At 66.4% G+C, this 20578-nt stretch carries 21 protein-coding genes and 1 pseudogene; 8 read left to right on the forward strand and 14 right to left on the reverse strand.

Annotated elements, in window-relative coordinates:
- Position 1: 1 nt before the first annotated feature.
- The 8 genes and pseudogenes from IBJ82_RS06675 to IBJ82_RS06705 form a co-directional block, all read right to left on the reverse strand.
- A complete protein-coding gene (locus tag IBJ82_RS06675; RefSeq protein ID WP_063006585.1) occupies positions 2-919 on the reverse strand; it encodes an LLM class F420-dependent oxidoreductase in 918 nt (305 codons plus the stop codon).
- A 69-nt stretch (positions 920-988) separates the two neighbouring features.
- On the reverse strand, positions 989-1417 hold the full coding sequence (locus tag IBJ82_RS34540) for a cupin domain-containing protein (RefSeq protein WP_228536780.1): 429 nt from the start codon (positions 1415-1417) through the stop codon (positions 989-991).
- Between the two features lie 439 nt (positions 1418-1856).
- Positions 1857-2018: pseudogene (locus IBJ82_RS34545) on the reverse strand (F420-dependent methylene-tetrahydromethanopterin reductase); the annotation flags it as partial.
- A 224-nt stretch (positions 2019-2242) separates the two neighbouring features.
- Complete coding sequence (locus IBJ82_RS06685) at positions 2243-3274, reverse strand: aldo/keto reductase (RefSeq protein ID WP_194824985.1); 1032 nt, start codon at positions 3272-3274, stop codon at positions 2243-2245.
- 66 nt (positions 3275-3340) lie between these two features.
- Positions 3341-4384 carry an LLM class flavin-dependent oxidoreductase gene (locus IBJ82_RS06690; RefSeq protein ID WP_194824986.1) on the reverse strand — a complete coding sequence of 348 codons (1044 nt, stop codon included), beginning with the start codon at positions 4382-4384 and terminating at the stop codon, positions 3341-3343.
- A complete protein-coding gene (locus IBJ82_RS06695) occupies positions 4381-5205 on the reverse strand; it encodes a DUF1684 domain-containing protein (protein ID WP_194824987.1) in 825 nt (274 codons plus the stop codon). The genes IBJ82_RS06690 and IBJ82_RS06695 overlap by 4 nt, the downstream gene beginning before the upstream one ends.
- A 66-nt stretch (positions 5206-5271) precedes the next feature.
- Positions 5272-6066 (reverse strand): alpha/beta fold hydrolase, encoded by a 795-nt coding sequence (locus IBJ82_RS06700; RefSeq protein ID WP_194824988.1) that lies wholly within the window; start codon positions 6064-6066, stop codon positions 5272-5274.
- Positions 6067-6127: 61 nt separating this feature from the next.
- Complete coding sequence (locus tag IBJ82_RS06705) at positions 6128-6646, reverse strand: MarR family winged helix-turn-helix transcriptional regulator (RefSeq protein ID WP_194824989.1); 519 nt, start codon at positions 6644-6646, stop codon at positions 6128-6130.
- Positions 6647-6720: 74 nt separating this feature from the next.
- Here IBJ82_RS06705 and IBJ82_RS06710 point away from each other — a divergent pair, with 74 nt between their 5' ends.
- On the forward strand, positions 6721-8163 hold the full coding sequence (locus IBJ82_RS06710) for an FUSC family protein (RefSeq protein WP_370585181.1): 1443 nt from the start codon (positions 6721-6723) through the stop codon (positions 8161-8163).
- 87 nt (positions 8164-8250) lie between these two features.
- Here the strand turns inward: IBJ82_RS06710 and IBJ82_RS06715 are convergent, their stop codons facing one another.
- Positions 8251-8817: an isochorismatase family protein gene (locus IBJ82_RS06715; protein WP_194824990.1), complete on the reverse strand. Its 567-nt coding sequence runs from the start codon at positions 8815-8817 to the stop codon at positions 8251-8253.
- A gap of 370 nt (positions 8818-9187) precedes the next feature.
- Between IBJ82_RS06715 and IBJ82_RS06720 the strand changes: the two genes are divergently transcribed.
- A complete protein-coding gene (locus IBJ82_RS06720) occupies positions 9188-10441 on the forward strand; it encodes a PucR family transcriptional regulator (protein ID WP_370585182.1) in 1254 nt (417 codons plus the stop codon).
- A gap of 12 nt (positions 10442-10453) precedes the next feature.
- On the opposite strand, the gene IBJ82_RS06725 is transcribed toward IBJ82_RS06720, so the two are convergent.
- Complete coding sequence (locus tag IBJ82_RS06725; protein ID WP_194824992.1) at positions 10454-11254, reverse strand: adenylate/guanylate cyclase domain-containing protein; 801 nt, start codon at positions 11252-11254, stop codon at positions 10454-10456.
- Between the two features lie 468 nt (positions 11255-11722).
- Here IBJ82_RS06725 and IBJ82_RS06730 point away from each other — a divergent pair, with 468 nt between their 5' ends.
- Positions 11723-12994 (forward strand): CdaR family transcriptional regulator, encoded by a 1272-nt coding sequence (locus IBJ82_RS06730; protein ID WP_194824993.1) that lies wholly within the window; start codon positions 11723-11725, stop codon positions 12992-12994.
- On the opposite strand, the gene IBJ82_RS06735 is transcribed toward IBJ82_RS06730, so the two are convergent.
- Positions 12995-13570, reverse strand: a complete 576-nt coding sequence (locus tag IBJ82_RS06735; protein ID WP_194824994.1) for a hypothetical protein — start codon at positions 13568-13570, stop codon at positions 12995-12997.
- A 274-nt stretch (positions 13571-13844) separates the two neighbouring features.
- Between IBJ82_RS06735 and IBJ82_RS06740 the strand changes: the two genes are divergently transcribed.
- Entirely contained in the window at positions 13845-14180 is a 336-nt protein-coding gene (locus IBJ82_RS06740; protein ID WP_194824995.1) for a hypothetical protein, read from the forward strand.
- Positions 14181-14220: 40 nt separating this feature from the next.
- On the opposite strand, the gene IBJ82_RS06745 is transcribed toward IBJ82_RS06740, so the two are convergent.
- A complete protein-coding gene (locus tag IBJ82_RS06745) occupies positions 14221-14703 on the reverse strand; it encodes an NUDIX hydrolase (protein WP_228536463.1) in 483 nt (160 codons plus the stop codon).
- Between the two features lie 130 nt (positions 14704-14833).
- Between IBJ82_RS06745 and IBJ82_RS06750 the strand changes: the two genes are divergently transcribed.
- The gene (locus tag IBJ82_RS06750) at positions 14834-15367 is read left to right on the forward strand and encodes a CinA family protein (protein WP_194824996.1); all 534 of its coding nucleotides are present in this window, start codon (positions 14834-14836) and stop codon (positions 15365-15367) included.
- A gap of 99 nt (positions 15368-15466) precedes the next feature.
- On the opposite strand, the gene IBJ82_RS35185 is transcribed toward IBJ82_RS06750, so the two are convergent.
- A complete protein-coding gene (locus IBJ82_RS35185; RefSeq protein ID WP_194824997.1) occupies positions 15467-16060 on the reverse strand; it encodes a hypothetical protein in 594 nt (197 codons plus the stop codon).
- A gap of 951 nt (positions 16061-17011) precedes the next feature.
- A complete protein-coding gene (locus tag IBJ82_RS06760) occupies positions 17012-17329 on the reverse strand; it encodes a hypothetical protein (protein ID WP_194824998.1) in 318 nt (105 codons plus the stop codon).
- Positions 17330-17614: 285 nt separating this feature from the next.
- Between IBJ82_RS06760 and IBJ82_RS06765 the strand changes: the two genes are divergently transcribed.
- The 3 genes from IBJ82_RS06765 to IBJ82_RS06775 all read left to right on the forward strand — a co-directional run bounded on the left by IBJ82_RS06765 (position 17615) and on the right by IBJ82_RS06775 (position 20481).
- On the forward strand, positions 17615-18631 hold the full coding sequence (locus IBJ82_RS06765) for a GlxA family transcriptional regulator (protein ID WP_194825221.1): 1017 nt from the start codon (positions 17615-17617) through the stop codon (positions 18629-18631).
- A gap of 130 nt (positions 18632-18761) precedes the next feature.
- On the forward strand, positions 18762-19475 hold the full coding sequence (locus IBJ82_RS06770; RefSeq protein ID WP_194824999.1) for an alpha/beta fold hydrolase: 714 nt from the start codon (positions 18762-18764) through the stop codon (positions 19473-19475).
- 40 nt (positions 19476-19515) lie between these two features.
- Positions 19516-20481, forward strand: a complete 966-nt coding sequence (locus IBJ82_RS06775) for an alpha/beta hydrolase (protein WP_194825000.1) — start codon at positions 19516-19518, stop codon at positions 20479-20481.
- Positions 20482-20578 lie beyond the last annotated feature (97 nt).

Here is a 20578-nt window from a genome sequence, read left to right on the forward strand (position 1 = left end):
CTCAGAGCTGTGATTGCACCTCGGCGGCGATGAGTTCGAGGTGGTCGAGGTCGGCGAGATCGAGGATCTGCAAGTAGATCCGGCTCGCGCCGATCTCTCGGTAGCGGGCGATCTTGTCGACGACCTCGGCGGGTGAACCGGCCAGACCGTTTTCCTTCAGCTCGTCGACCTCGCGGCCGATCGCGGCGGCCCGGCGCGCCACCTCGGCGTCGGTGCGCCCGACGCAGGCGACCAGGGCGTTGGAGTACACCAGTTCGTCGGTGCGCCCGGCCGTGCGCACCGCGGCGCGCACCCGGTCGAACTGGGCGGCGCTGTCGGCGATCGAGGCGAACGGCATGTTGAACTCGGTGGCATAGCGGGCCGCCAGGCGCGGGGTGCGGACCTTGCCGTTGCCGCCGATGATCACGGGTACCGGATCCTGCACCGGCTTGGGCAGGGCGGGGGAATCGGTGAGCTGGTAGTGGACGCCGTCGAAACTGAACGTCGCCCCCGGCTTGGTCTCCCACAGACCGGTGACGATGGCCAGCTGCTCCTCGAGCAGACCGAACCGATTGTCCGGGAACGGGATTCCGTAGGCGGCGTGTTCGGCGGCGAACCAGCCGCTGCCGAGACCGAGTTCGACCCGCCCGCCCGACATCTGATCCACCTGGGCGATCTGGATGGCCAGTGGTCCCGGCAGCCGGAAGGTCGCGGCGGTGACCAGGGTGCCCAGTCGGATCCGGGAGGTGTCCCTGGCCAGCCCGGCCAGGGTGATCCACGCATCGGTCGGGCCGGGCAGGCCGGAGGCATCGCCCATGGCGAGGTAGTGGTCGGAACGGAAGAACGCGTCGAAGGCGAGCTCCTCGGCCGCGCGCGCCACCGACAGCAACGTGTCGTAGTCGGCGCCCTGCTGAGGCTCGGTGAAGATGCGGAGGTCCATGATCACCATCGTGCCCGATGCGTGCGTGGTCCGCCCGGGCACCGGGACGTGCACGAATATCCGCGCATCTCAGCTGCGGAAATCGTCGAAGTCGAAGCCGGGCGCGACCACACAGCTGACCAGTACCTCCGCGGCTGCGCAGGGTCGTGCGGCCTGCCAGTGGCCCGCGGGCACGAGCTGCTGTACACGGTGCTGCTGTTCGATGTCCGGGCCGAGGATCACCCGCTCGGGTGTGCCCGGTGTGTCACCGTCGCCGCCGAGGGACAGCTCCAGCGGCCCGCCTCGGTGCCACATCCAGAGCTCGTCGGAACGCACCGCGTGCCAGATCGACTGTTCGTCCGGGGGCAACAGGAACAGGATGCCGGTCGCGGCGACTCGCGGGCCCGGATAGCCCTCGGGCGCGAAGGTGTGTGTGCTGCGCCAGGTTTCGCGGAACCAGCCACCTTCGGGATGCGGAAGTAGGTCGAGTGTCGCTGCGGTCGCGGGCCGGTGCAGCAACTCCGTATGGCGACCGGCGGGACCGCGGCGAGCCCAGCGGATGTCACCGACGGCGGAACGGGGAATGGTGTCGCTGGTGGGGGAGACCGCGCGCGGGGTGAGCACGAGAATAGGCGTGGTCGCAGGCACCAGGTCGGCCACCGCGAGCACGGCCTCGTCGTCACCCGCCCAGCGGGTCAGCTCGTTGTCGACGTGTAGTCGGTCGCCCGCGCTCAGCCAGGCATCGAGCGTGGTAACGACTACCGGGCCGGAATCGGTGGACTTGCTGCCGGTGGAGGTCATAGGTGAGTCCCGTCGGATTACGTCAGGTGGACATGTCGGTCCTACCATCGGTCACGGCGACGAGCCCGACGCGGTCCGGGACCTGCATGTCGCTCACGGTACGACGTCAGCCACTGCTGTGGGCACTGACACGAGATGCCCACAGCGGCAACATCACTCAGGCGTCGACGGGAACGGCCGCCGATCGTAGGCCGGGGAGGCCGAGGTTGTCTCGCAGGGTCGTTCCGGTGTACTCCGTGCGAAGGGCGCCGCGGTCTTGGAGCAGCGGGACCACACGGTCGACGATTTCGTCCAAGCCGGTGGGGACGAGATGCGAAGACCGAAATTCGCTGTGGCAGCCGGTGTTCGGTGGTCACGATATTGACCGCCGCCCGCCCCTTCGTCACGTGATCGAGCGCCTGGAATCGCCGCGCGAGGTTGTAGGGGAGTTGTAGGTGATCACGACACCTAGATGCTCGGTCACCGCCGCGACGCTGACGAGCAGGACGAGCGGATCGGTCCCGGTGTCAGGTTCAAGTGAAATCCGGACATGGTCGGTTCCGATCAGAGCTTCAGGCCGGTGCCGTGGACGCCGTGCTCCTCGATGAGGGCGAGCTCCTCGGCGGTGAAGTCGGGGAACTCCAGTGCGGCGGTGTTGTGGTCGAGCTGGGCCACCGAACTCGCGCCGATCAATGCCGAGGTGACCTCGGGACGGCGCAGCACCCATTGCAAAGCCAGCTGGGCCAGCGACTGTCCGCGCGCGGCGGCGATCTTGTTCAGTTCGGCGGTGCGCTGCCGGTAGGTCTCGTCGATGACATCGGGGGACAGGAACGTGCTGTTCTGCGCGCGAGCGCCCTCGGGGATGGTTTCGAGGTACTTGTCGGTGAGCAGCCCTTGGGCCAGCGGTGAGTAGACGATCACGCCGAACCCGTCCTCGGTCGCGGTGTCGAGCAGACCGTTCTGCTCGGGGCGGCGATCGTAGATCGAGTAGCGGGCCTGGTGGATCAGCAGCGGGACACCGGCGGCGCGCAGCTGCTCGGCGATCGCGTGGGTACGGTCGGGCAGGTAGTTGGAGATGCCGACGTAGAGCGCCTTTCCCTGCTGTACCGCGCTGACCAGCGCGCCCACGGTCTCCTCGAGCGGGGTGTCGAGGTCGGGGCTGTGGTGGTAGAAGATGTCGACGTAGTCGGTGCCGAGATCGCGCAGGCTGTGCTCGAGGGAGTTCAGGATCGACTTGCGCGAGCCGCCGCGCAGGTACGGGCTCGGCCCGATCGCGTTGCCCGCCTTGGTGGACAGCGCGATCTCGTCGCGGTACGGCGCGAGGTCCTCGGCGAGCACCCGGCCGAAGTTCTTCTGCGCGGCGCGGTGCGGGGGACCGTAGCGGTCGGCGTTGTCGAAGTGGGTGATACCCAGATCGAAGGCGTGCAGGATGATCTCGCGCTGGGTGGCGAAGGCGTAGTCGGTGCCGAACTTCTGCCACAGCCCGAAGGAGAAGGCGGGCAGGTCGAGGCCCGAGGCACCGGTGCGCCGGTACGGGACCTTCTCGTAGCGGTCTTCCGCGGCGGTGTAGGTGCGGTCGAAGGGGCCGTAGCTCATCAGGTTGGATCTTTCTCTCGGTGGTTCAGAACAGACCGGTGGTCGGCAGCTGCACCGAGCGGGCGGTCAGACCGACGTCGGCGCTTCGTTCGCGATCGTCGACGTCCATCCCAGCTCTGGAGCGATCAGGTGCACGGTGTCGTGCAGGATCTGCTCGTAGTCCTCGCGGTGGAATTCGTAGGGCAGTTCCAGGCGCAGTTCGGCGGTCTGCGCGAGCACCGGGTCTGCCCTCAGTTGTTCCAGGATCTGCTCGGCGGTGCCGACGATGTCGGGCGCGAACAGGACTCGGCGTTCTCCCTGCGGGCCACGGGTGCGGTCGAGGCGGCTCGCGGCGTAGGTGCGGTAGCGCTCGCGGGTCGCGGTGTCGGCGCTGTCGAACGGCACGATCACGCGTCCGATCGCGACGCGGGCGGGTCGAGCCGGGTCGATCAGGCGGCGGTAGTCCGCGATCAGGGTCAGCTGGGAGGTGGTGAAATCGTCACTGTTGTCGCCGAAGACGATGTTGCCGCTGAGCAGATTCAGCCCGTTCTGCGCGGCCCAGTGCACGGATCGAATACTCGCGCCGCCGTACCAGACTCGATCGGCCAGACCAGGGCTGTGCGGCTGGAGGCGGGGACGCTGCGTGTTGCCCGGCGAGTGGATGACGGTGTCGGCGTTGCCGAGGTAGTTGCCGCGCAGGTTCTCGAGCAGGCGGGCGACGCGGCCGTAGGACAGGTCGAAGCTGCGCCAGTCGCCGTCGAAGACCAGGTCGCCGATCAGGTCGGCGTGCGGCGGGGTTCCCGCGCTGAAGCCGGGCTGCAGCCGACCCTTGGACAGCACATCGGCCAGCGACAGGTCCTCGGCCAGCCGGAACGGGCTCTCGTAGCCGATCGGAATGACCGCGGCGCCCAACTCCACTCGGCTGGTGCGCTGGGCGGCGGCGGCCAAAAAGACCGCCGCCGAACCCACGCCGTGCTCGAGGTGACGCTGCCGGATCCACGCACCGTCGAAGCCGAGGCGCTCGCCGTATTCGAACAGTTGCAGCGTGTCCGCCAACCCGGTGTACGGGTCGTCGTCGAGATAGTTGCCCGGCGTCAGGAACGCCAATGTGCTGATGCGCGGTGCGCTCATGCCTGACGCTCGTAGGGGATCTTCTCTCCTGCCTCGACCGCGATCGGGAGGCGGTTCTCGGCGGGCGGCAGCGGGCAGGTCGCCAGATCGGTGTAGGCGCACGGCAGGTTGACCGCTCGATTGAAGTCGAGCACGACCGTGCCGTCGGCAGCCGGAGTGGATACCTGCACGATGCGATTGGCGGCGTAGGTGGTGACTCCGGAGGTGGTATCGGTGAACAGCACCGACAGGTCGCCGGGGTTCCTGCCGGGGAACGCGGTCAGCCGCAACGGCTGACCGTCGATGTCGAACTCGACCTGCCCCGGTGCCTCGTAGACGTGCTCGAGCCCTTCGACCGAGGCGCCGACCGTGGTCGGTCGCGGCTGCTCGAACCGAACGTAGCGACCCGTCACCACCCACTTCGGGTCAGGCGCGTACGCGGGCGTGCCCCGAAAGGCATTGCGCAACTGGTTGTTCGGGTGTCGGGGGCGCACGATGTCGTTGCCGCCACGGCGGGCGACCTCGATCACCGCATCACCCCACACGGCGTTCACCCCGTCGCGCTCGGCGATCGCGCCGAACTCGTAGCGGCCGTGCACCGGCGTCCCGTCGACAACCAGTTCCTCGCCCTCGTCGAGGACCACGACCACACCGTCGACACCGGTGGACCAGGTGCCGGGTGCATCGGTGAACCGCTCCGGGGTCTCGGTGAGCCAGTGCAGGTTCGTGATAGCCAGGAACCCGTGCCGGTCGGACAGGCGCGCTTCCTGCTGACGGTGCCATTGCTGCCAGTCGGCGGTGAAATCGTCTACCTCGGCGACCGGGGTTTCCTGTGTTGCCATGTCATCGATACAACCCGACACCACCGCCGCCGAACAGAATTGCGCTCATCCCGAACGCAAGTCACCTCACCTCGATGAGTCGATACCGAAATCGGCAGTCGCGCCGGTGGTCTCCAAGATCGTTGCGGCGACCAGGTTCGGGTCATCGATCATCGGGACATGACCGACACCCGGCAGGATCCGGTAGTGCGCGGCCGGTATGCGTTGCCGGGCGACGGGGCCGTAGATCGCGGCAGGCAGAATCCGATCGTGTTCGGACCACGCGAGCGTGATCGGGCAGGGGAGTGGGTCGAGGGGCGCGATCTGTTCGTCGGTGCTCAACAGGTCCGCGGTCACCGTGCACTCGAGCAGATCGCGAGCGATGTCGAGGGCGGCTGCGGGGGTGGCACGGTCGCCCCGAATTGCGATGTCGCGCAATACGATCCGTCGGACCAGGGATAAACGCAGCCCCAGGGGCGCCAGCGGTCGTGCCAGCTTGGCGAGTGTCAGTCCGTGCGCGATCTTGGCGGTTGAATCGGAATGCGTCGTACTGCCCGAGTCCCAGAACCCGGCCGGGGACAAAGCGCAGACGGTGACAGCACGGCCGCGCCGCGCCAGTTCGATGGCCATCCAGCCGCCCAGGGAGTTTCCGGCGATGTGGACCTGGCCGAGGCCCCTGGCGTCGAGGTCGCGTTCGACGTTGTCCACGAGGTGGGCGCATCGCGCCGGGCGCAGAACTGCGGGCGGCCCGCCGCGATGGCCGAGCGCGGTGGGGCTGATGATCTCGTGATGTGGCGCCAGTAGTGGAACCACCTCGGTCCAAGCGCGTTCGGACATCGTGACGCCGTGCAGGAGTAGTAGTGGGGTGTTGCCGGTGGGCATGGTCATCCTTCGGATCGGTGAAGAGGCAGCACGTGGTCACCGACGACGGCTGCGTGAGATCTCAGTATTCGGCGGTGGGCCAGGAGGCCGCGTCGGTGTTGCGTGACACCCGACGCAGCAGTGTTACGAGGGTCTGTTGCTCCTGCTCGTCGAGTCCCTCCAGTAGCCGACGGTCCCGTTCGACGCGGCTGGGCAGTTCGGCGTCGACGAGTTCGCGTCCGGCCGCGGTCAGCTGGAGCAGCACCACCCGGCCGTCGCGTTCGAACGGCAGACGTTCGAGCAGTCCGATCTTCGCCAGCCGGTCGGCGTGTTTGGTGGTCGCGGCGCCGCTGGTCATGGTCCGCGAGGTCACTTCACTGGCGCGTAGTGGGCGCTCGGCGCGGGCGAGGACGCACAGAATCTCGAAGTCGCCGCGGGTGACGCCCCTCGGTGCGAGCGCCCGGTCGAGCTGGTGCAGCGCCAGCGAGCTGATCCGGTTGATGCGACCGAGCACCTCGATCGTCGAGGTGTCCAGCTCGGGATAGGTCCGGGCCCATTCGGCTCGGACGCCGTCGACGAAGTCGGGGGAGATGTCGCCCATGCGCCCATCCTAGGCGACCGGGTTCACACTATTTCAGATATGTTTTACAAGTAAAATATATTTAGGATGGAGCCGTGCCTACCGCGACTCCCGACCTGCAGACCTCGACCGCGGCCACGCCTACCCGGCTGCGGCACTCCGGTGGCGCGCTGGCACACTCGGTCGCCGTCTCCACGTGGCGGCGGGCGCTCGAGGTGCGGCCTGCCGACGCGACCGTGGCGGCCTCGATGCGCGTCGGCGCCGCAGCCGCGCTGATGTTCGTCGGCTGTGGTCTCCTCGACCTGCGCCAGTACGCCGGCTTCGCGGTACTCGGCGCGCTGGCGTCGGCCTTCGCTCGGCACGAGCCGATGGTTCGGGTCGCGGCCAAGGTGAGTCTCGTCGGCGGGCTGCTCGTCGCCTTCGTCGCGGGCGGCGGGCTGCTCGCGCTCGCGCACGTGCCGATCTGGGCTGAGGTCGCGCTGATGGCTGTCGGTGCCGCCGTCGCGGCAATCTCGGTGTCGGCCTTCCGGATCACCGGCCCCGGCCCGGTGATTCTGGTCTTCGCGGCCACCGCGGCCGTGGGTTACGTGACCGCGATCGGCGATCTCGCCCGGGTATGCCTGGCCGCGGCGATCGGTGCCGCGGTGGGACTGCTCGCGCAAGCGGCGCCGCTGCTGGTGCTGCCGCTCGGCCCGGCCCGACTGGCCGTGGCGCGGGCGCTCTCGGCCGTGGCCGCGCTCGATCGCGGCGGGTCTGTCGAACCGGCCCGCGCCGCGATCGCACAGGCTCGGGAGAAGGTGGCGCTCAGCGGCGTTCGTGGAAAGGACTCGGCGCACCACCGTGACCTGATCGCGCTGCTCGACGAGGCCGAATCCGCGGTCGACGAGTGGGCGGCGGGGGACCCGGCACGGCTGTTCGAGGTGGCCCGTCACGAGTCCGAACTGCGCAAGATCAAGCGTCGCAGTGCCAGTTTCGGCAACGGCGCGACAGTCGAGGTGTCCGCGCTGCCGCGGCCGGAGGGGTTCGTGGCAACGGGCCTGTCCGGACTGCGCTCGCGCGTGGTTCTCGGCAACGCGGCGCGAATCGCCCTCGCCTCGGCCGGCGCGGGGTGGTTCGCCGCTGCGGCCGGGCTGGACCATCCGCTGTGGGCGTCGATGGGTGCGATGGCCGCCATGCAGGGCGTCTCGTACGCGCTGACCGTGCAACGGGCGATCCAGCGTTTGCTCGGCAACGTCGGAGGCGCGGTCATCGGGGCGCTGTTGATCGCGGCCGGTCTCGGGTACTGGCCGACGGTGGTCATGATCGTGGTCCTGCAGGTGACCGCCGAACTGATGGCCACCCGGAACTACGCACTCACCTCGCTCTCGGTGACACCGATGGCGTTGCTCATGGTCGGCCTCGGCGTACACCTCTCACCCGAGATCGGCGTCAGCCGGATCGTGGACACGCTGATCGGCGTCACGGTGGGTGTCGTCGTCGCGGCCGTGACCATCAGCCGCTCGGACCGGCAGCACCTGCCGACATCCTTGGCCGCTTGAGGAAGTGCTGCGTTGGTGGGCGTTCGTGCTCCCGCAGACCAAAGTTGGCTGCGGGGTTTGCCCACGTCGGCAGGTAGGCGCTGTCGATCAACCGTCGGTGTCTGCGGCGATCTCCACGCCCGCTTCCTGGAGTTCGTTCAGGGCTCTGTCGATGCTTGCGGCAGAGACGCCGGCGGACAGGTCGAGGAGCACTCGGGTGTCGAAGCCGGCGGTGCGGGCATCCAGGGCGGTGGCGCGAACACAGTGGTCGGTGGCGATACCGCAGACGTCGACGGTGTCGATTCCCCTGGTGCGCAACCAGTCCGCGAGATCTGTGCCGTCCTTGGTGGCACCTTGGAATCCCGAATAGGCGGCGGCGTAGGCGCCTTTGAAGAAGACCTCGTCGATCGATGTGGTGTCCAGGTTCGGGTGGAAGTCGGCGCCGGGAGTGTCGATCCGGCAGTGCGGCGGCCATGTGTCGACGAAGTCGGGGTTCTCGGAGAAATGTGCACCGGGGTCGATGTGGAAATCGCGAGTGGCGGTGACAGCGGCGTAGGTGCTGGTGCGCAAATGTTCGCTGATTCGTTCGGCCAGTGCGGCTCCACCCGCGACGGCTACCGCCCCGCCTTCACAGAAGTCGTTCTGTACATCGACGATGATCAAAGCTCTGCTCATGTTTCCTCCATTGGATCGGTCGAACAGAACAACCGCGGGCAAACACACGCAAACAGCCTGAACTACACGAGCTTTGCGATCTCTCGTTGTCGAGCCGGAGAAGAACTCCGAGATGCAGATCACGGTAACAGTCAGCATCTATTGACGTTGTGAGAACGGTCGTGAAGAAGCTGCCAGAAAGGTGGGTTTCACGGCCTCCGCAGTCGCTCCGGGATCGTAGGTTGGCGGGGCTCCCCGGGGCTCGATGACGCGTTGCGTTGCAGTGGTTTCGGTGTCGGTCCGGATCCCGTGGACATGCCAGTCGGGTGCCCTCACCGGTCACCGCAATTCGACTCACGGGAATTCGGACCGGGGGTTGCATAATGACGTGGTGCACTCTGGTGATGGTCTGTTCGATCGACGCCTGTCCGACCGCGCGCGTGAAGTGATTCGCCAAGGTGCCGAGGTCGCGCTGAACGCGCCGGAGGAGTGGCTCGACGAGCTCTATGACGCCACGCTGCTCAAGACCAGCCTCCGCGCCATCGCCGGGGATCCGTTGCTGGCCGAGGCGGTCCGGCGCGTCAATCGTGGAAACCTGCTGCACTGGGCATCGGCCAACGTGGCCGATCCGGGGATGCCGGTGCCGATCAATCTCGGCGCCGACCAGATCGCCATCGTTCGCGACATGGTCCGCCGCGGGATGAACGAGGCCGCGCTGCAGGCCTATCGCGTCGGTCAAGACGTCGCCTGGCGGCGGTGGATGACCATCATCTTCATCCTGACGACCGACCCGTTCGAGCTGCAGGAGGTCTTCGAGGTTTCCGCCGCGTCGATCGCCAGCTTCGTCGACGGCACCATCGAGGCGATCACCGAGGTCATCGACGACGAGCGTGACGAGTTGGCCCGCGGCTCGTATGCCGAACGGCGGGAGATGATTTCGCTCATTCTCGAAGGCGAACCGATCAATGTCGAGCGTGCTTCGATCAGGCTCGGATACCGGCTCGATACGACCCATACCGCCGCCATCGCCTGGAGCGGCATTCCCGGTGCCGAATTGGAGGAACCGCACCGGGTGACCAGGGCCCTCGCGCAGGCCGCCGGTGCGGCGACGGCGCTGAGTCTGCTCGCCAGCGCGGCCACCCTGTGGGTGTGGGTGCCGGGACCCACCCCTCCCGATATCGCGACCCTGACCGATGCGATGGACCATATTCCCGGGGTGCGAATCGCCATCGGCTCGACCGGTCGAAACGTAGCGGGGTTCCGGACGAGTCACCTCGACGCCCAGGCCGCGCACCGAATCCTCGCCCGCCCGCACAGCACGCGGCGTCTGGTCACCTTCGGCGAAGTCCAACTGACCTCGCTGATCACCGAAAACGGCGCCCAGGCAGACCGTTTCATCAAGTACACCCTCGGCGAGCTGGAACATGCCGACAGCGAACTCCGCGAATCGGTTCTGGTCTACATCAACGAGCAGTGCAATGCCACGCGCGCCGCGGCCCGCCTGTTCACCCACCGGAACACGATTCTGCGCAGGCTCGCCCGCGCGGACGAGTTATTGCCTCGACCCTTGGCGGACAACAGCGTGCACGTCGCGGTCGCGCTGGATGCGCTGTACTGGCGGCAGCGCACGCCACCGCCGATGTGAACTCGGCGTGGTCTACTGCGCCGCGCCTACCGGGGTGAGGCGGTGAGTGCCGCGCAGGCCCTTGAGAGTGGCGTCCCGAGGAGTCCCGATCGTGAGATCTGTCGTGCTGCCGATGGCTTCCAGTACCGGCTCGCTGATGAGAACCTCGCCGCCCTCGGCCTGTGCGGTGACGCGTGCGGCCATGGCGACGTTGCGCCCGAACAGATCGTCACCTCGGCGGACGGAGGTCCCCATGTGGATGCCGATCCGGACTCTGAATTCGGTGTGGCCGCGCGACGATTCGGCGTCCTTGGCCAGCGCCGCCTGGATGGCGAGGCCGCAGGATACTGCCCGCTCCGGCGCGGCGAAGGCGATCATGTACCCGTCGCCTTGGTTCTTGACCACATGGCCGCCCTGGTCCTGCACGCATCGCTCGACGAGACGGTGGTGGCGATCCAGCAGCTTGACCCAGGCGCGGTCGCCCAGTTGTTCGTTGAGTGCGGTCGATTGCTCGATGTCGGAGAACATGATCACGACGTTGCCGTCCGGTGCCAGCCGGGCCAGGTCGGGGCGCTCGACCCGTGCCCAGCCTGCGAGGTCTTCGATGGAGGTCAGCATGGCGGCACGAAAGCCTTTGGCACGCACCAGGTCCGCGGCCTGCCAGGCCGTCCGTACCGCCTCGCGACCGCCCACTATCAACCGCTGCGTGGTCGTCGACCGACGCGGGGATCTGCGTTTTCGCCGACTGCGGGCGAGCAGGATCGACAGGGTTATCAAGCCGGCGGCTTCACCGGCGGCGACCAGTGCGAGCACGGTGATCACGACTGTAGTCATCGGGCGAACCTCGGCGGAGTAGCGTAGCTGGTCGAACCCTGTAGCGGCTGCGCGCCCGAGCTGGTCACGGCAAAATAGTACACACGCGTTCACTCGAATTCGAAACGGTGTGCTCGGTGCTTGCCGGCGGTGCGGTGCATGAGGTGAGCGCCTACGTAGCGCGGACGGGCGGTCTTCTTCCCTCCGTCGAACCAACGCTTGTACAGCGGTAATGCGCTCCGCGCGCGGACCCGGGTGGTGGTGTGTCCCGCGACTGCGGGCCGTGGCGGAGGCCGCGTCCGACGCGACGCGAACTGCGGCCATCGAATCGATTCGCTACCATCTCGGTGTACAGGTGGTGCCCGTGATCGACTACCGGTGATGCATAGTGCACAACGTGGATTCGATTCGGGTGCGAATCGCCATTGGAACGCGGGGTGCCGAGACCGCACGATGGAGCGCAAACACCGGAAAGTAGGAAATGTGCCCATGCCCGACAGCGTCCTGTCGGCCCGGATCGTGACGGTGGGAGGTCGGCCCGCGGCCGACTGTCTTCCCCCCGCATCAACGATTTCGGGCAAGATCATGAGCCGATTCATCGTCGACAGCGCACTGTCCGCCAGAGTGCCCTTGGCGGCCCTGCGTCGCGATGTCACCGCGATGGTGAAGGCATGCCTCGAGCTGACCGCGCGGCTGCTGACCGGCGTGGACGACGCGAAACCGCTGGCCGAAGTGCGTTTCGGCGTCATGGAATGGGCGCAAGAAGGCGTCCCCATCGATGCGATGCTCGAGGCGGTGCACACCGGCACTGGGATGGTGTTCGACCATCTCGCCGCACAGGCCGGGTCCGCCGGGGATCACGTGGCCGTGGCCGACGTGGCGCACGTGTTCGTCGGGCTCTCCAGCCGATTGGCTACCGCGATTTCACAGGCGTACTCGGAGGAGACGCGAGCGGCCGTGGATGACGACGCCGACACTCTGGCCGCGGCGGTGATGGCCGGGAACGCGACACCGGCCATGGCCCGTGCCTGCGGCGTGCGACTGGCCGAGAGCTACTTCGTCTTCGCCGTGGCGTTCGTACCACACCGTGACGAGGCGGAGCCGCACCTGGATCGCCAGATCATCTCCCAGCGAACGGTTCGCCGAGTCAGAGCCGAGGTGTCGCACTATGGCGGTGACCACGCGTTGATGCAGATGGGAGCAGGCACCGCGACCCTGCTGATTCCGCAGGACCACTTCGACCCCGCAGCGGCAGAACAGTTCGTCGAGCACCTCGCCACCGCCGCGCGGACGCGGGTACGTGCCACATTCTTGTCGGTGGGAATCGGTGGCATTCGCGAAGCGGTCGAGCGCGTGCACGCGGTACTCGACATCATGCGTCGACTGCGCCGAGACGGGCTCGAGCACTTCGAGGGACTGTCGCTGGAGTATCAGCTGTCCAGGCCGGGCGCGGCGGGGCGGCACCTTGCCGCGACGTTGGACCCACTCGACAAGCATCCGGTTCTACTGGAGACGTTGAAGGCTTACCTCACGACCCGCTCCACGCGCCTGCGCACGGCGCATGTACTGCACGTACACCCCAACACCGTCGACTATCGGCTGAACAAGATCGCCGAGATCACCGGATTGGACCCGCTGCACTCGGACGGGGTCTGGCGCCTGCGTTCTGCCCTCGTGGCCCGCATGGTCGGTGTCGGCGAGCAGGAGCCGGTCGAGCGCGGCGACCCCGATCAGGCCGCACCCGCCGCGCAGGCTTGCTGATCACCTGCGGGTCGGTGCGCTCGGCACAGGCCAGTCCGGCGCTATTCCCAGGATGGCGCCCACATCGCGGATCGCCGCCAGCACTGCGTGTACTCCGTCGAATCCCTGCGCGAAGGCTTCGGTGCGCTCATCGATGCGGAACGGGCACAGGTAGGTCTGTGGACGATCGGGGTCTTGGCGGGGCCGTCCGATCGTGATCACCACCGGTCCCGTAGCGGTGTCGACGGCCCGTGCCCCCAGCGGCGAACCGAACTCCCTGGCCTGCGTCGCGGATCCCGCGAACTCGCCGATACGTAGTGGAGGAGCCTCGGGTTCTCTCGACGGGTCCGCGTCGGTCGGTCGGCCTGCCGAGCCGACTCGGGCTGCCGCGCTCGGAATATCGATCAGTGCGGCGTAGATGGCGGCCAACCTGTCCGGGCCGTGGGCTCTGTGCGCTCGGGCGCCTTCGACGCGGTAGGTGCACTGCCAGCGTTGCGTCGTGTGGTCCTGTTGGGGATCGGCGATCTCTACGCGCAGCTCCCGTTCGCCGGTTTTGAGGATGCCTGCTATCGCTACCTCGTCGAGTGCACTGGTCACAAGATCCTCCTGATGGTCGTCGGGAACGGGTTGGTCAACGCTCACAAAGCCGACGGAGTTCGCTGTGCGCTGGTACATGGATGGGTGCCGAGTCCTCAACCGGCCTCTTCGGACAGTTATCTATCTCACATAAGTGACATGCTCGCTGGTACAGCTCACAAATGCGCCACAGGTAGCCGCTAATTAGCCATATAACTTCCTCGGTAGCCAACCGTTTTCTGCGAATATTCGGTAGGTTGACCACCGGCACAGAACAAGTTCGACAGGGGGGTCGATGGACGAGTACATGAGCAATACCCCGCGATCGTTCGATGGCGAAGGCGATGATCAGGTAGGCCGGATTGTCGAACGCGGCTCGGATTTAGATGTCGAGTCATATGACAGTGAGACCGCTCATCTGCGCGACGTTGTGGATCAATTGGAATACGCGGTACAGGTCTGTTCACAGGAGCGTATTCCGCTTCCCTTCGTATTGAATGAAGTCGAAAAGGCGCTCGGTGTGGTTCTCGATGATCTCTCCGCCGACTGGCACACCGACCTCCGTCTTCATCTCGTCGATTATGTGACCGCGGCATTCGCGAAGGACCACCTACAGCCACCGCTTACCTGACGATGACCTCGGAGCCGACCCACATGGCCGGTTCTCGGTCTCAGGCGACACCGTATCCGTCTTCCAGATACGCCGATGACCGCTGGTTACGGGCTCGAAGCGCCGCTGTCACGCGACGAGTCATGCTGTCCGGCAACCGCTTTGCGATCTCAGTGTCATCGCACCATGCCCAGCTTCGAAGTTCGTCGGCCTGAAGAGTTATCGCCGAGATCTGGTCGGCGGTCAGCACTGTGCCGTCGAAGATCATCATTACTCCGTCGTCGGGATATAGGCCTGGCGGAACCCAATCCACTACCAACAGCCGCCCTGGCGAGACGTCGAGTCCGAGTTCTTCGCGGACTTCACGGACAACGGCGGTATAGGGCGACTCGTCGGCCTCCACGACGCCGCCCGGAATCTCCCAATAGTCCTTATAGTTCGGTTCGACGAGCAGTACCCGGTTCAACTCGTCGACGAACAACGCACCGGCCCCCATGCGTTTGCGTGGGAACCTCTCAATGTCTTCAATTCGTTCGGACTCCATGAGGCACAACACTATCCGCGCTCACCATGCGCAGGTTTGCTGTCGAACTCTCCGAAGACCATGGGCAACGATCAGGGGAAGCGACGTAACCTCGGAACCACGGTGAAGGTCGAAGCGAGAGCGCGCGCGAATGGAGAAGCAGATCATGGTCGTGGCAGATCAGCTCGCTGAGGTTGCCGAGCGGTGTGGGGTGACGGTCGCTGTTGCCGAATCGTTGACCGCGGGCAACGTTGCCACGGCGTTGGGAGCCGCATCGGATTCCTCGGTGTGGTTTCGCGGCGGGGTCGTCGCCTATGCGGCGGAGGTCAAACGGCACGTGCTCGGGGTTCCCGATGTGCCGGTGGTGTCCGAGACCGCGGCGAGAGCGATGGCCGAGGGAGTGCGATCGCTGATGGACGCGGACATCGCTGTCGCCACCACTGGTGTCGGCGGCCCTGATCCGCAGGACGGCGAGGCTGCCGGTTCGGTGTGGTTCTGTGTGGTTTCGCGTAGCGATGCGCGGGCGAGTCACCGGCAATACGACGGTGATCCGGCGGAAGTTGTCGCTCTATCGGTGCAGTACGCGATCGAGTTGCTGCTGTCGATGGCGAAAGCGGTTCACTCGCAAGACAATCACCGCGACCCGCCGTCGGGAGCTGGTACCGGGCCTGAGCAACGACCCTGAGTCCGGCGAAAGTGCCTGGACCTATTCGGATTTCGGTCCGTCGTCCGACGCCGAACCACACCCGCACGAGTGTGGGTGTGGTTCGGGATGGGTCGGCGGTCAGCAGTCGCCGGTGCCCGCGTTTCCGGGAGCGCCGTTGACCAGGCCCGCGCCGCCGCTGCCCGCGGTGCCGCAAGCGCCGAGGGTGCCGTCGCCGGTCTGGGCCCCGCCGTTGCCGCCGTCTCCTCCGGCCCCGCCGGTATCGACGGCAAGAGCGTCACCGCCGACACCGCCGTTGCCGCCGGGCGCCCCGTCGGTGCCCGTGCCGCCGGTCGCGCCCGCCCCGCCGTTGCCGCCTGCGCCGCCTGATCCGCCGTCGGGACCACCGACTCCGCCGTTGCCGCCGAGCCCACCCGCACCCAGAACACCGAGTCCACCACTACCGCCGTTGCCGCCCGCCCCGCCCGCGCCGCCGCCGTAGCCGTTGCCGCCGTTGCCACCGTGACCGCCCGGGCAGTTCTCGGTGCCTTGGCTGCCGTTGCCGCCGCTGCCACCGGCAGGCTGCGAGGCGGTGCCGGGAGCACCATCGGCGCCGTTCACGGTGTTGCAGGCGGCGAAGGCCGGCGGTGCCACGGCGATCATGGCGCTGGTGGTCAGGACGAGACCGCCGAACAGTGCGGCGATACAGGTCCGTGCGCTGCGAGTTCTTGGCACAATAATGCTCCTCTATTGTTTGAACGCTGCGGCCGACGTAACGGAATCGGCCATCGGGGGCGCGCGAATCATCGATCGGCCGATACGGTCGGAATCAAGGTAAATGCCCAGCGTGTCGCGGCGCATTCACAGGCTCGTGGTGCAGCGGCGAGCCGATATCTCACTCGCGTCGTCGAAGACGGTGAAGAGTGGAACCTGTCTGTGATCGCAGTGATCGGGCCGCCAGCTGTAATCCGTTGCTGCCGAGATATTTACGGATGACAGTTTCGGGGGGCGATCATATTGTCGCCTCTGCTGGAGCGCCGAATCGAGCCTACGCGTGTACCGCGACGTTTACTACTACCTGCGGTACCTGGGCAATTCTCGAATTCTGTTTTCAGACAAGACGAGAAGAAAAGACTGGCCCTTGCCTGGTGAAGTGATCATCGTGACTGGTCCACCCGCTGCGGGAAAGACGACTGTCGCCCGCCTTCTCACGACGTCATCGTCGACGGGATTGTCGGGCCGTGGTTCCTGCCGCAGTTTCGGGCGCTCGCCCACCACGGTGGGCCGACCATTTCCTATGTGGTCCTACGACCGGACTCGGCGACCACCGTGTCATGCGCGAGGCAGCGCGATCAGCGGCTTTCACGGCGCATTCTCCGACATCGGAGACCTCGAGAAAGCACGCGATCGACACAGGAGGCCTGGGTACTGGTGGGCCAATGGAAACCCCGCAGGCCGGCCGGCGGTGGTGGTGGACGGTCGGCCTGCTAGCGGGAGTAGCTCGGAGCAGCGAAAGGCGTTCGATCCGAATATCTTTCGGCACCCACTACGGCATGGACCGCCCCGCCATGGGCGAGGCCGCCGTCCGCGCCGTCGCCCGCTTCGCGCAGTCCGATACCGATCGGGCCTGCTGAGACGGCGGCGCGGGAGGCAAGCGCATTCGCTGCCCCGGTCGGCTGAGCCGAGCTACGCCTGGATGACCTCGATCCCCACCATCGCGTTGAGCGAGTCGCAACTTGCCCACGACTGGTTCTGCCCGTACTGCGCGGGGCCGTACTTCCAGTAGACGAACGGGACGGGCCACGCGACGCAAGTGAGCTTCACTTGATGCCAGGTCGGCAGCTCGCAATTGGCCATCCCGCCGGTGTTGAAGATGTTGTACACGTGGCAGTTGGCCTGCCACACCGGTACGTCGGCTTGGGCCACGCCGCCACCGACGAGCGCAGCGGCAGCAGTGGCGGTGACAACAACGGCACTAGCAGCGAGTCTCTTCGCAGAAAGCATGTCGAACCTCCTGAAATCGATGTTGTCTGAAAGATCGCTAGGTGGTTGAAAGTGTTACTCGACACATCGGTGATGGCGCCTTGGTGTCCGTTGTAAAGAGCTTTTCATCTGGTCCTTCGATCGAATTGTCCATCAATTTTCGACTCGGTCGAGGGCGCTTGAAGGATGTTTGCCACGCGTTACTGCGAGCGCCGGGCCCAGTTCGTCCGCGACGTCGCGCTCCCGGCCCCAGGTTCGGCGAGGGCAGTCGTGCGCGACAGGCATGACTGCAGAATAATGGTTGCCATGTCCTCAATATTCGCTGAAGTGCCCCGCAAGCGGGTCGGCGTTCTGGTGTTCGACGGCGTCAAGATGCTGGACTTCGTCGGGCCCGCAGAGGTGTTCGTCGAAGCGAATCAAGCCGTGGCGCGCTACGAAGTGGTCCTGATCTCGGCGGATGGCCGCGATGTGCAGACCTCGATCGGGGCGCGCGTTCAGGTCGGTTGTGCCGCGGCCGATGCCGACCGGTTCGATACGGTCGTCATACCGGGCAGTGAACTGCCGCCCGAGAAGTTCGTGACATCCGAGTTGCTGGCAGCGACACGGCATTTGATCGGGAAGACCCGGCGCGTGGCATCGATCTGTAGCGGGGCATATGTGCTGGCAGAGCTCGGACTACTCGACGGCAGGCGCGCGACGACCCACTGGAAGTTCGCCGCCGACTTGGCGAGACGGTTCCCCGCGATCGCCGTCGAACCGGATGCGATCTTCGTCCGCGACGGCAACCTGTACAGCTCGGCGGGCGTGGCGGCTGGTGTGGATCTCGCGCTCGCGCTGCTCGAGGAGGACCACGGAGCGGATATCGCCCGCCAGGTGGCACAGTCGCTGGTGGTGTACATGCAGCGGGCGGGCGGGCAGTCGCAGTTCTCGGCGTCACTGAGCGGGCCGACCCCGCGCAGCCCACTGCTGCGCGGCGTCGTCGATCTGATCTGCGCGGATCCCGCTTTTCCGCATACGGTGCAGAGTCTGGCGGCCCATGCCAGGGTCAGCGTGCGGCACCTGACCAGACTGTTCCGCACCGAACTCGAACGCTCGCCCGCCGAATACGTCGCGTTCATCCGATTCGGCATGGCCAGGGACATACTGCATACCGGGTGCAGCGTGACAGAGGCGGCGATGGCCGCCGGGTACGGCAGCAGTGAAGCGTTGCGGCGCGCGTTCGTCGCACGGCTGGGCATTTCTCCCAGCAAATACCAGCAACGGTTCCGATCCACCGGCTCCACCGCCCTGGTCGAGGTCGCGGACACGCGGGCCGTGTCCTGATCGGAGGCTTTTGCGGCCTGTTGAGGGGGGCGCACGACGGGTTGACCGGTGAAGACTGATGCGGGTACAGCAACCGCTTCGACGGGATCGCTCACCCGTTCACGTCAGCCCAGTATTGGAGCCTCATCCGATGTCATCGCCGACCATTGTTCTCGTGCACGGCGCCTTCGCCGATGCGTCCAGCTGGTCCCCGGTCACCGAGCGGCTACTCGCCGACGGTCATCGGGTGCTGGCGCCGCCGATCTTCAACCGGAGCTTGTCCGCCGACGCGACCTACATCAAGTCCTTCGTCGAGCAGATCGAGGGACCGGTACTGCTCGTCGGGCACTCCTACGGCGGTGCGGTCATCACTGTCGCCGGTGTCGCCGATAATGTCGTCGGTCTGGTCTATGTCTCCGGATACGCACTCGATGAAGGCGAAAGTCTCGGCCAATTGCAAGGCGGCTTTCCGGATTCCGATCTGGCGGCGAATTTGGTTTACGCGCCCTACCCGACCGACGGCGATACACCGGGAACGGATGTATCGGTCGACATCGACGCGTTCGCCGCGGTATTCGCCGCCGGCCTCGATACGGTGAAGGCGCAGGTGCTCGCGGTCTCCCAGCGCCCGCTCTCGGCCATCGCGTTCGGCGAAGCCGCTACCGCCGCTGCGTGGAAGACGAAGCCGGGCTGGGGAATCGTGTCCAGCGCCGACCGCACGATCAATCCGGAGGTCGAACGCTTCGGATACAAGCGAGCCGGCCTGCGTTCGGTAGTCGAGATCGACGCACCGCACCTGGTGATGCAGACCCACCCCGAGCAGGTCACGAAGGTGATCACCGACGCTGTCGCCGAATCGGTCTGACCAGCAACATCGTTCACCACTACGAGAGAAGGGCGTCATCATGTCAGGCAATCCGTTGGGTATCTCGCTCGAGCAGGCAGCACAGGAATTCGTCGATGCGACGTCGCAACCGCCGTTCCTGTACCAACTGGCCCCGGAAGAGGGGCGCAAGGCGGTGGATTCGGTCCAGGATTCGCCGATCTTCAAGCCCGAGATCGACGAGGAGTGGATCACCGTCGAGGGCGGCCCGACCGGCTCGGTGCGGGTGCGAATCGTCAAGCCTCGTGGCACGACCGAGACGCTGCCCGTCATCGTCTACACCCACGGCGCGGGCTGGGTGTTCGGTGACGCGCACACCCACGACCGGCTGGTGCGCGACCTCGCCGTCGGCGTGAACGCGGCCGTGGTGTTCCCCGAATACGACCGCTCTCCCGAGGTGCGGTATCCGGTGGCCAACGAACAGTCCTACGCCGTCGCGAAATGGGTCGCCGCTCATGGCGGCGAGAAGGGTCTCGACCAGTCGCGGATCGCGATCGCGGGCGATTCGGTCGGCGGCAACATGGCCATCGCGCTGACCTTGATGGCCAAGGAGCGTGGCGATGTCTCCTTCGTGCAGCAGGTGCTGTTCTACCCGGTCACCGACGCGAATTTCGACACCGGCTCCTACCAGGAGTTCGCGGAGGGCTATTTCCTCACCCGTGAGGGTATGAAGTGGTTCTGGGATCAGTACACCACCAGTGCGGAGGACCGCGCCCAGATCACCGCGTCGCCGTTGCGGGCGAGCACCGAACAGCTGGCCGGACTGCCGCCCGCGCTCGTGATCACCGGCGAAGCCGATGTGCTGCGCGATGAGGGCGAGGCCTTCGCCGGAAAGCTGCGCACGGCAGGCGTAGCGGTGACCCAGGTGCGCTACGGGGCCATCATCCACGATTTCGTGATGGTCAACTCGATGCACGAGACCCATGCCGCCAAAGCGGCCGTGGCCCAGGCGATCGCGACCCTGCGTGCCGCGTTCGACATCGCCTAGCCAGCCCTCCTCGCAAGGGGCTCCGCCCAGTGGTTGCACCGGAAGGGCTTCCTGATCGGGCGGTGGTCAACTGATATTGCCTGTGTCGATGACCGTC

This window comes from Nocardia sp. XZ_19_231 (genome assembly GCF_015355705.1).
GTDB classification, from domain to species: domain Bacteria; phylum Actinomycetota; class Actinomycetes; order Mycobacteriales; family Mycobacteriaceae; genus Nocardia; species Nocardia salmonicida.

Bases quoted from the DNA above. Each gene is read 5' to 3' on its own strand.
- IBJ82_RS06690 (WP_194824986.1), bottom strand. From the start codon at position 4,384: ATGAGCGCACCGCGCATCAGCACATTGGCGTTCCTGACGCCGGGCAAC.
- IBJ82_RS06700 (WP_194824988.1), bottom strand. From the start codon at position 6,066: ATGCCCACCGGCAACACCCCACTACTACTCCTGCACGGCGTCACGATG.
- IBJ82_RS06775 (WP_194825000.1), top strand. From the start codon at position 19,516: ATGTCAGGCAATCCGTTGGGTATCTCGCTCGAGCAGGCAGCACAGGAA.
- IBJ82_RS06750 (WP_194824996.1), top strand. From the start codon at position 14,834: ATGGAGAAGCAGATCATGGTCGTGGCAGATCAGCTCGCTGAGGTTGCC.
- IBJ82_RS06705 (WP_194824989.1), bottom strand. From the start codon at position 6,646: ATGGGCGACATCTCCCCCGACTTCGTCGACGGCGTCCGAGCCGAATGG.
- IBJ82_RS06675 (WP_063006585.1), bottom strand. From the start codon at position 919: ATGGACCTCCGCATCTTCACCGAGCCTCAGCAGGGCGCCGACTACGAC.
- IBJ82_RS06725 (WP_194824992.1), bottom strand. From the start codon at position 11,254: ATGACTACAGTCGTGATCACCGTGCTCGCACTGGTCGCCGCCGGTGAA.
- IBJ82_RS06730 (WP_194824993.1), top strand. From the start codon at position 11,723: ATGCCCGACAGCGTCCTGTCGGCCCGGATCGTGACGGTGGGAGGTCGG.
- IBJ82_RS06715 (WP_194824990.1), bottom strand. From the start codon at position 8,817: ATGAGCAGAGCTTTGATCATCGTCGATGTACAGAACGACTTCTGTGAA.
- IBJ82_RS06695 (WP_194824987.1), bottom strand. From the start codon at position 5,205: ATGGCAACACAGGAAACCCCGGTCGCCGAGGTAGACGATTTCACCGCC.
- IBJ82_RS06740 (WP_194824995.1), top strand. From the start codon at position 13,845: ATGGACGAGTACATGAGCAATACCCCGCGATCGTTCGATGGCGAAGGC.
- IBJ82_RS06765 (WP_194825221.1), top strand. From the start codon at position 17,615: ATGTCCTCAATATTCGCTGAAGTGCCCCGCAAGCGGGTCGGCGTTCTG.
- IBJ82_RS06685 (WP_194824985.1), bottom strand. From the start codon at position 3,274: ATGAGCTACGGCCCCTTCGACCGCACCTACACCGCCGCGGAAGACCGC.
- IBJ82_RS06745 (WP_228536463.1), bottom strand. From the start codon at position 14,703: ATGGAGTCCGAACGAATTGAAGACATTGAGAGGTTCCCACGCAAACGC.
- IBJ82_RS06770 (WP_194824999.1), top strand. From the start codon at position 18,762: ATGTCATCGCCGACCATTGTTCTCGTGCACGGCGCCTTCGCCGATGCG.
- IBJ82_RS06760 (WP_194824998.1), bottom strand. From the start codon at position 17,329: ATGCTTTCTGCGAAGAGACTCGCTGCTAGTGCCGTTGTTGTCACCGCC.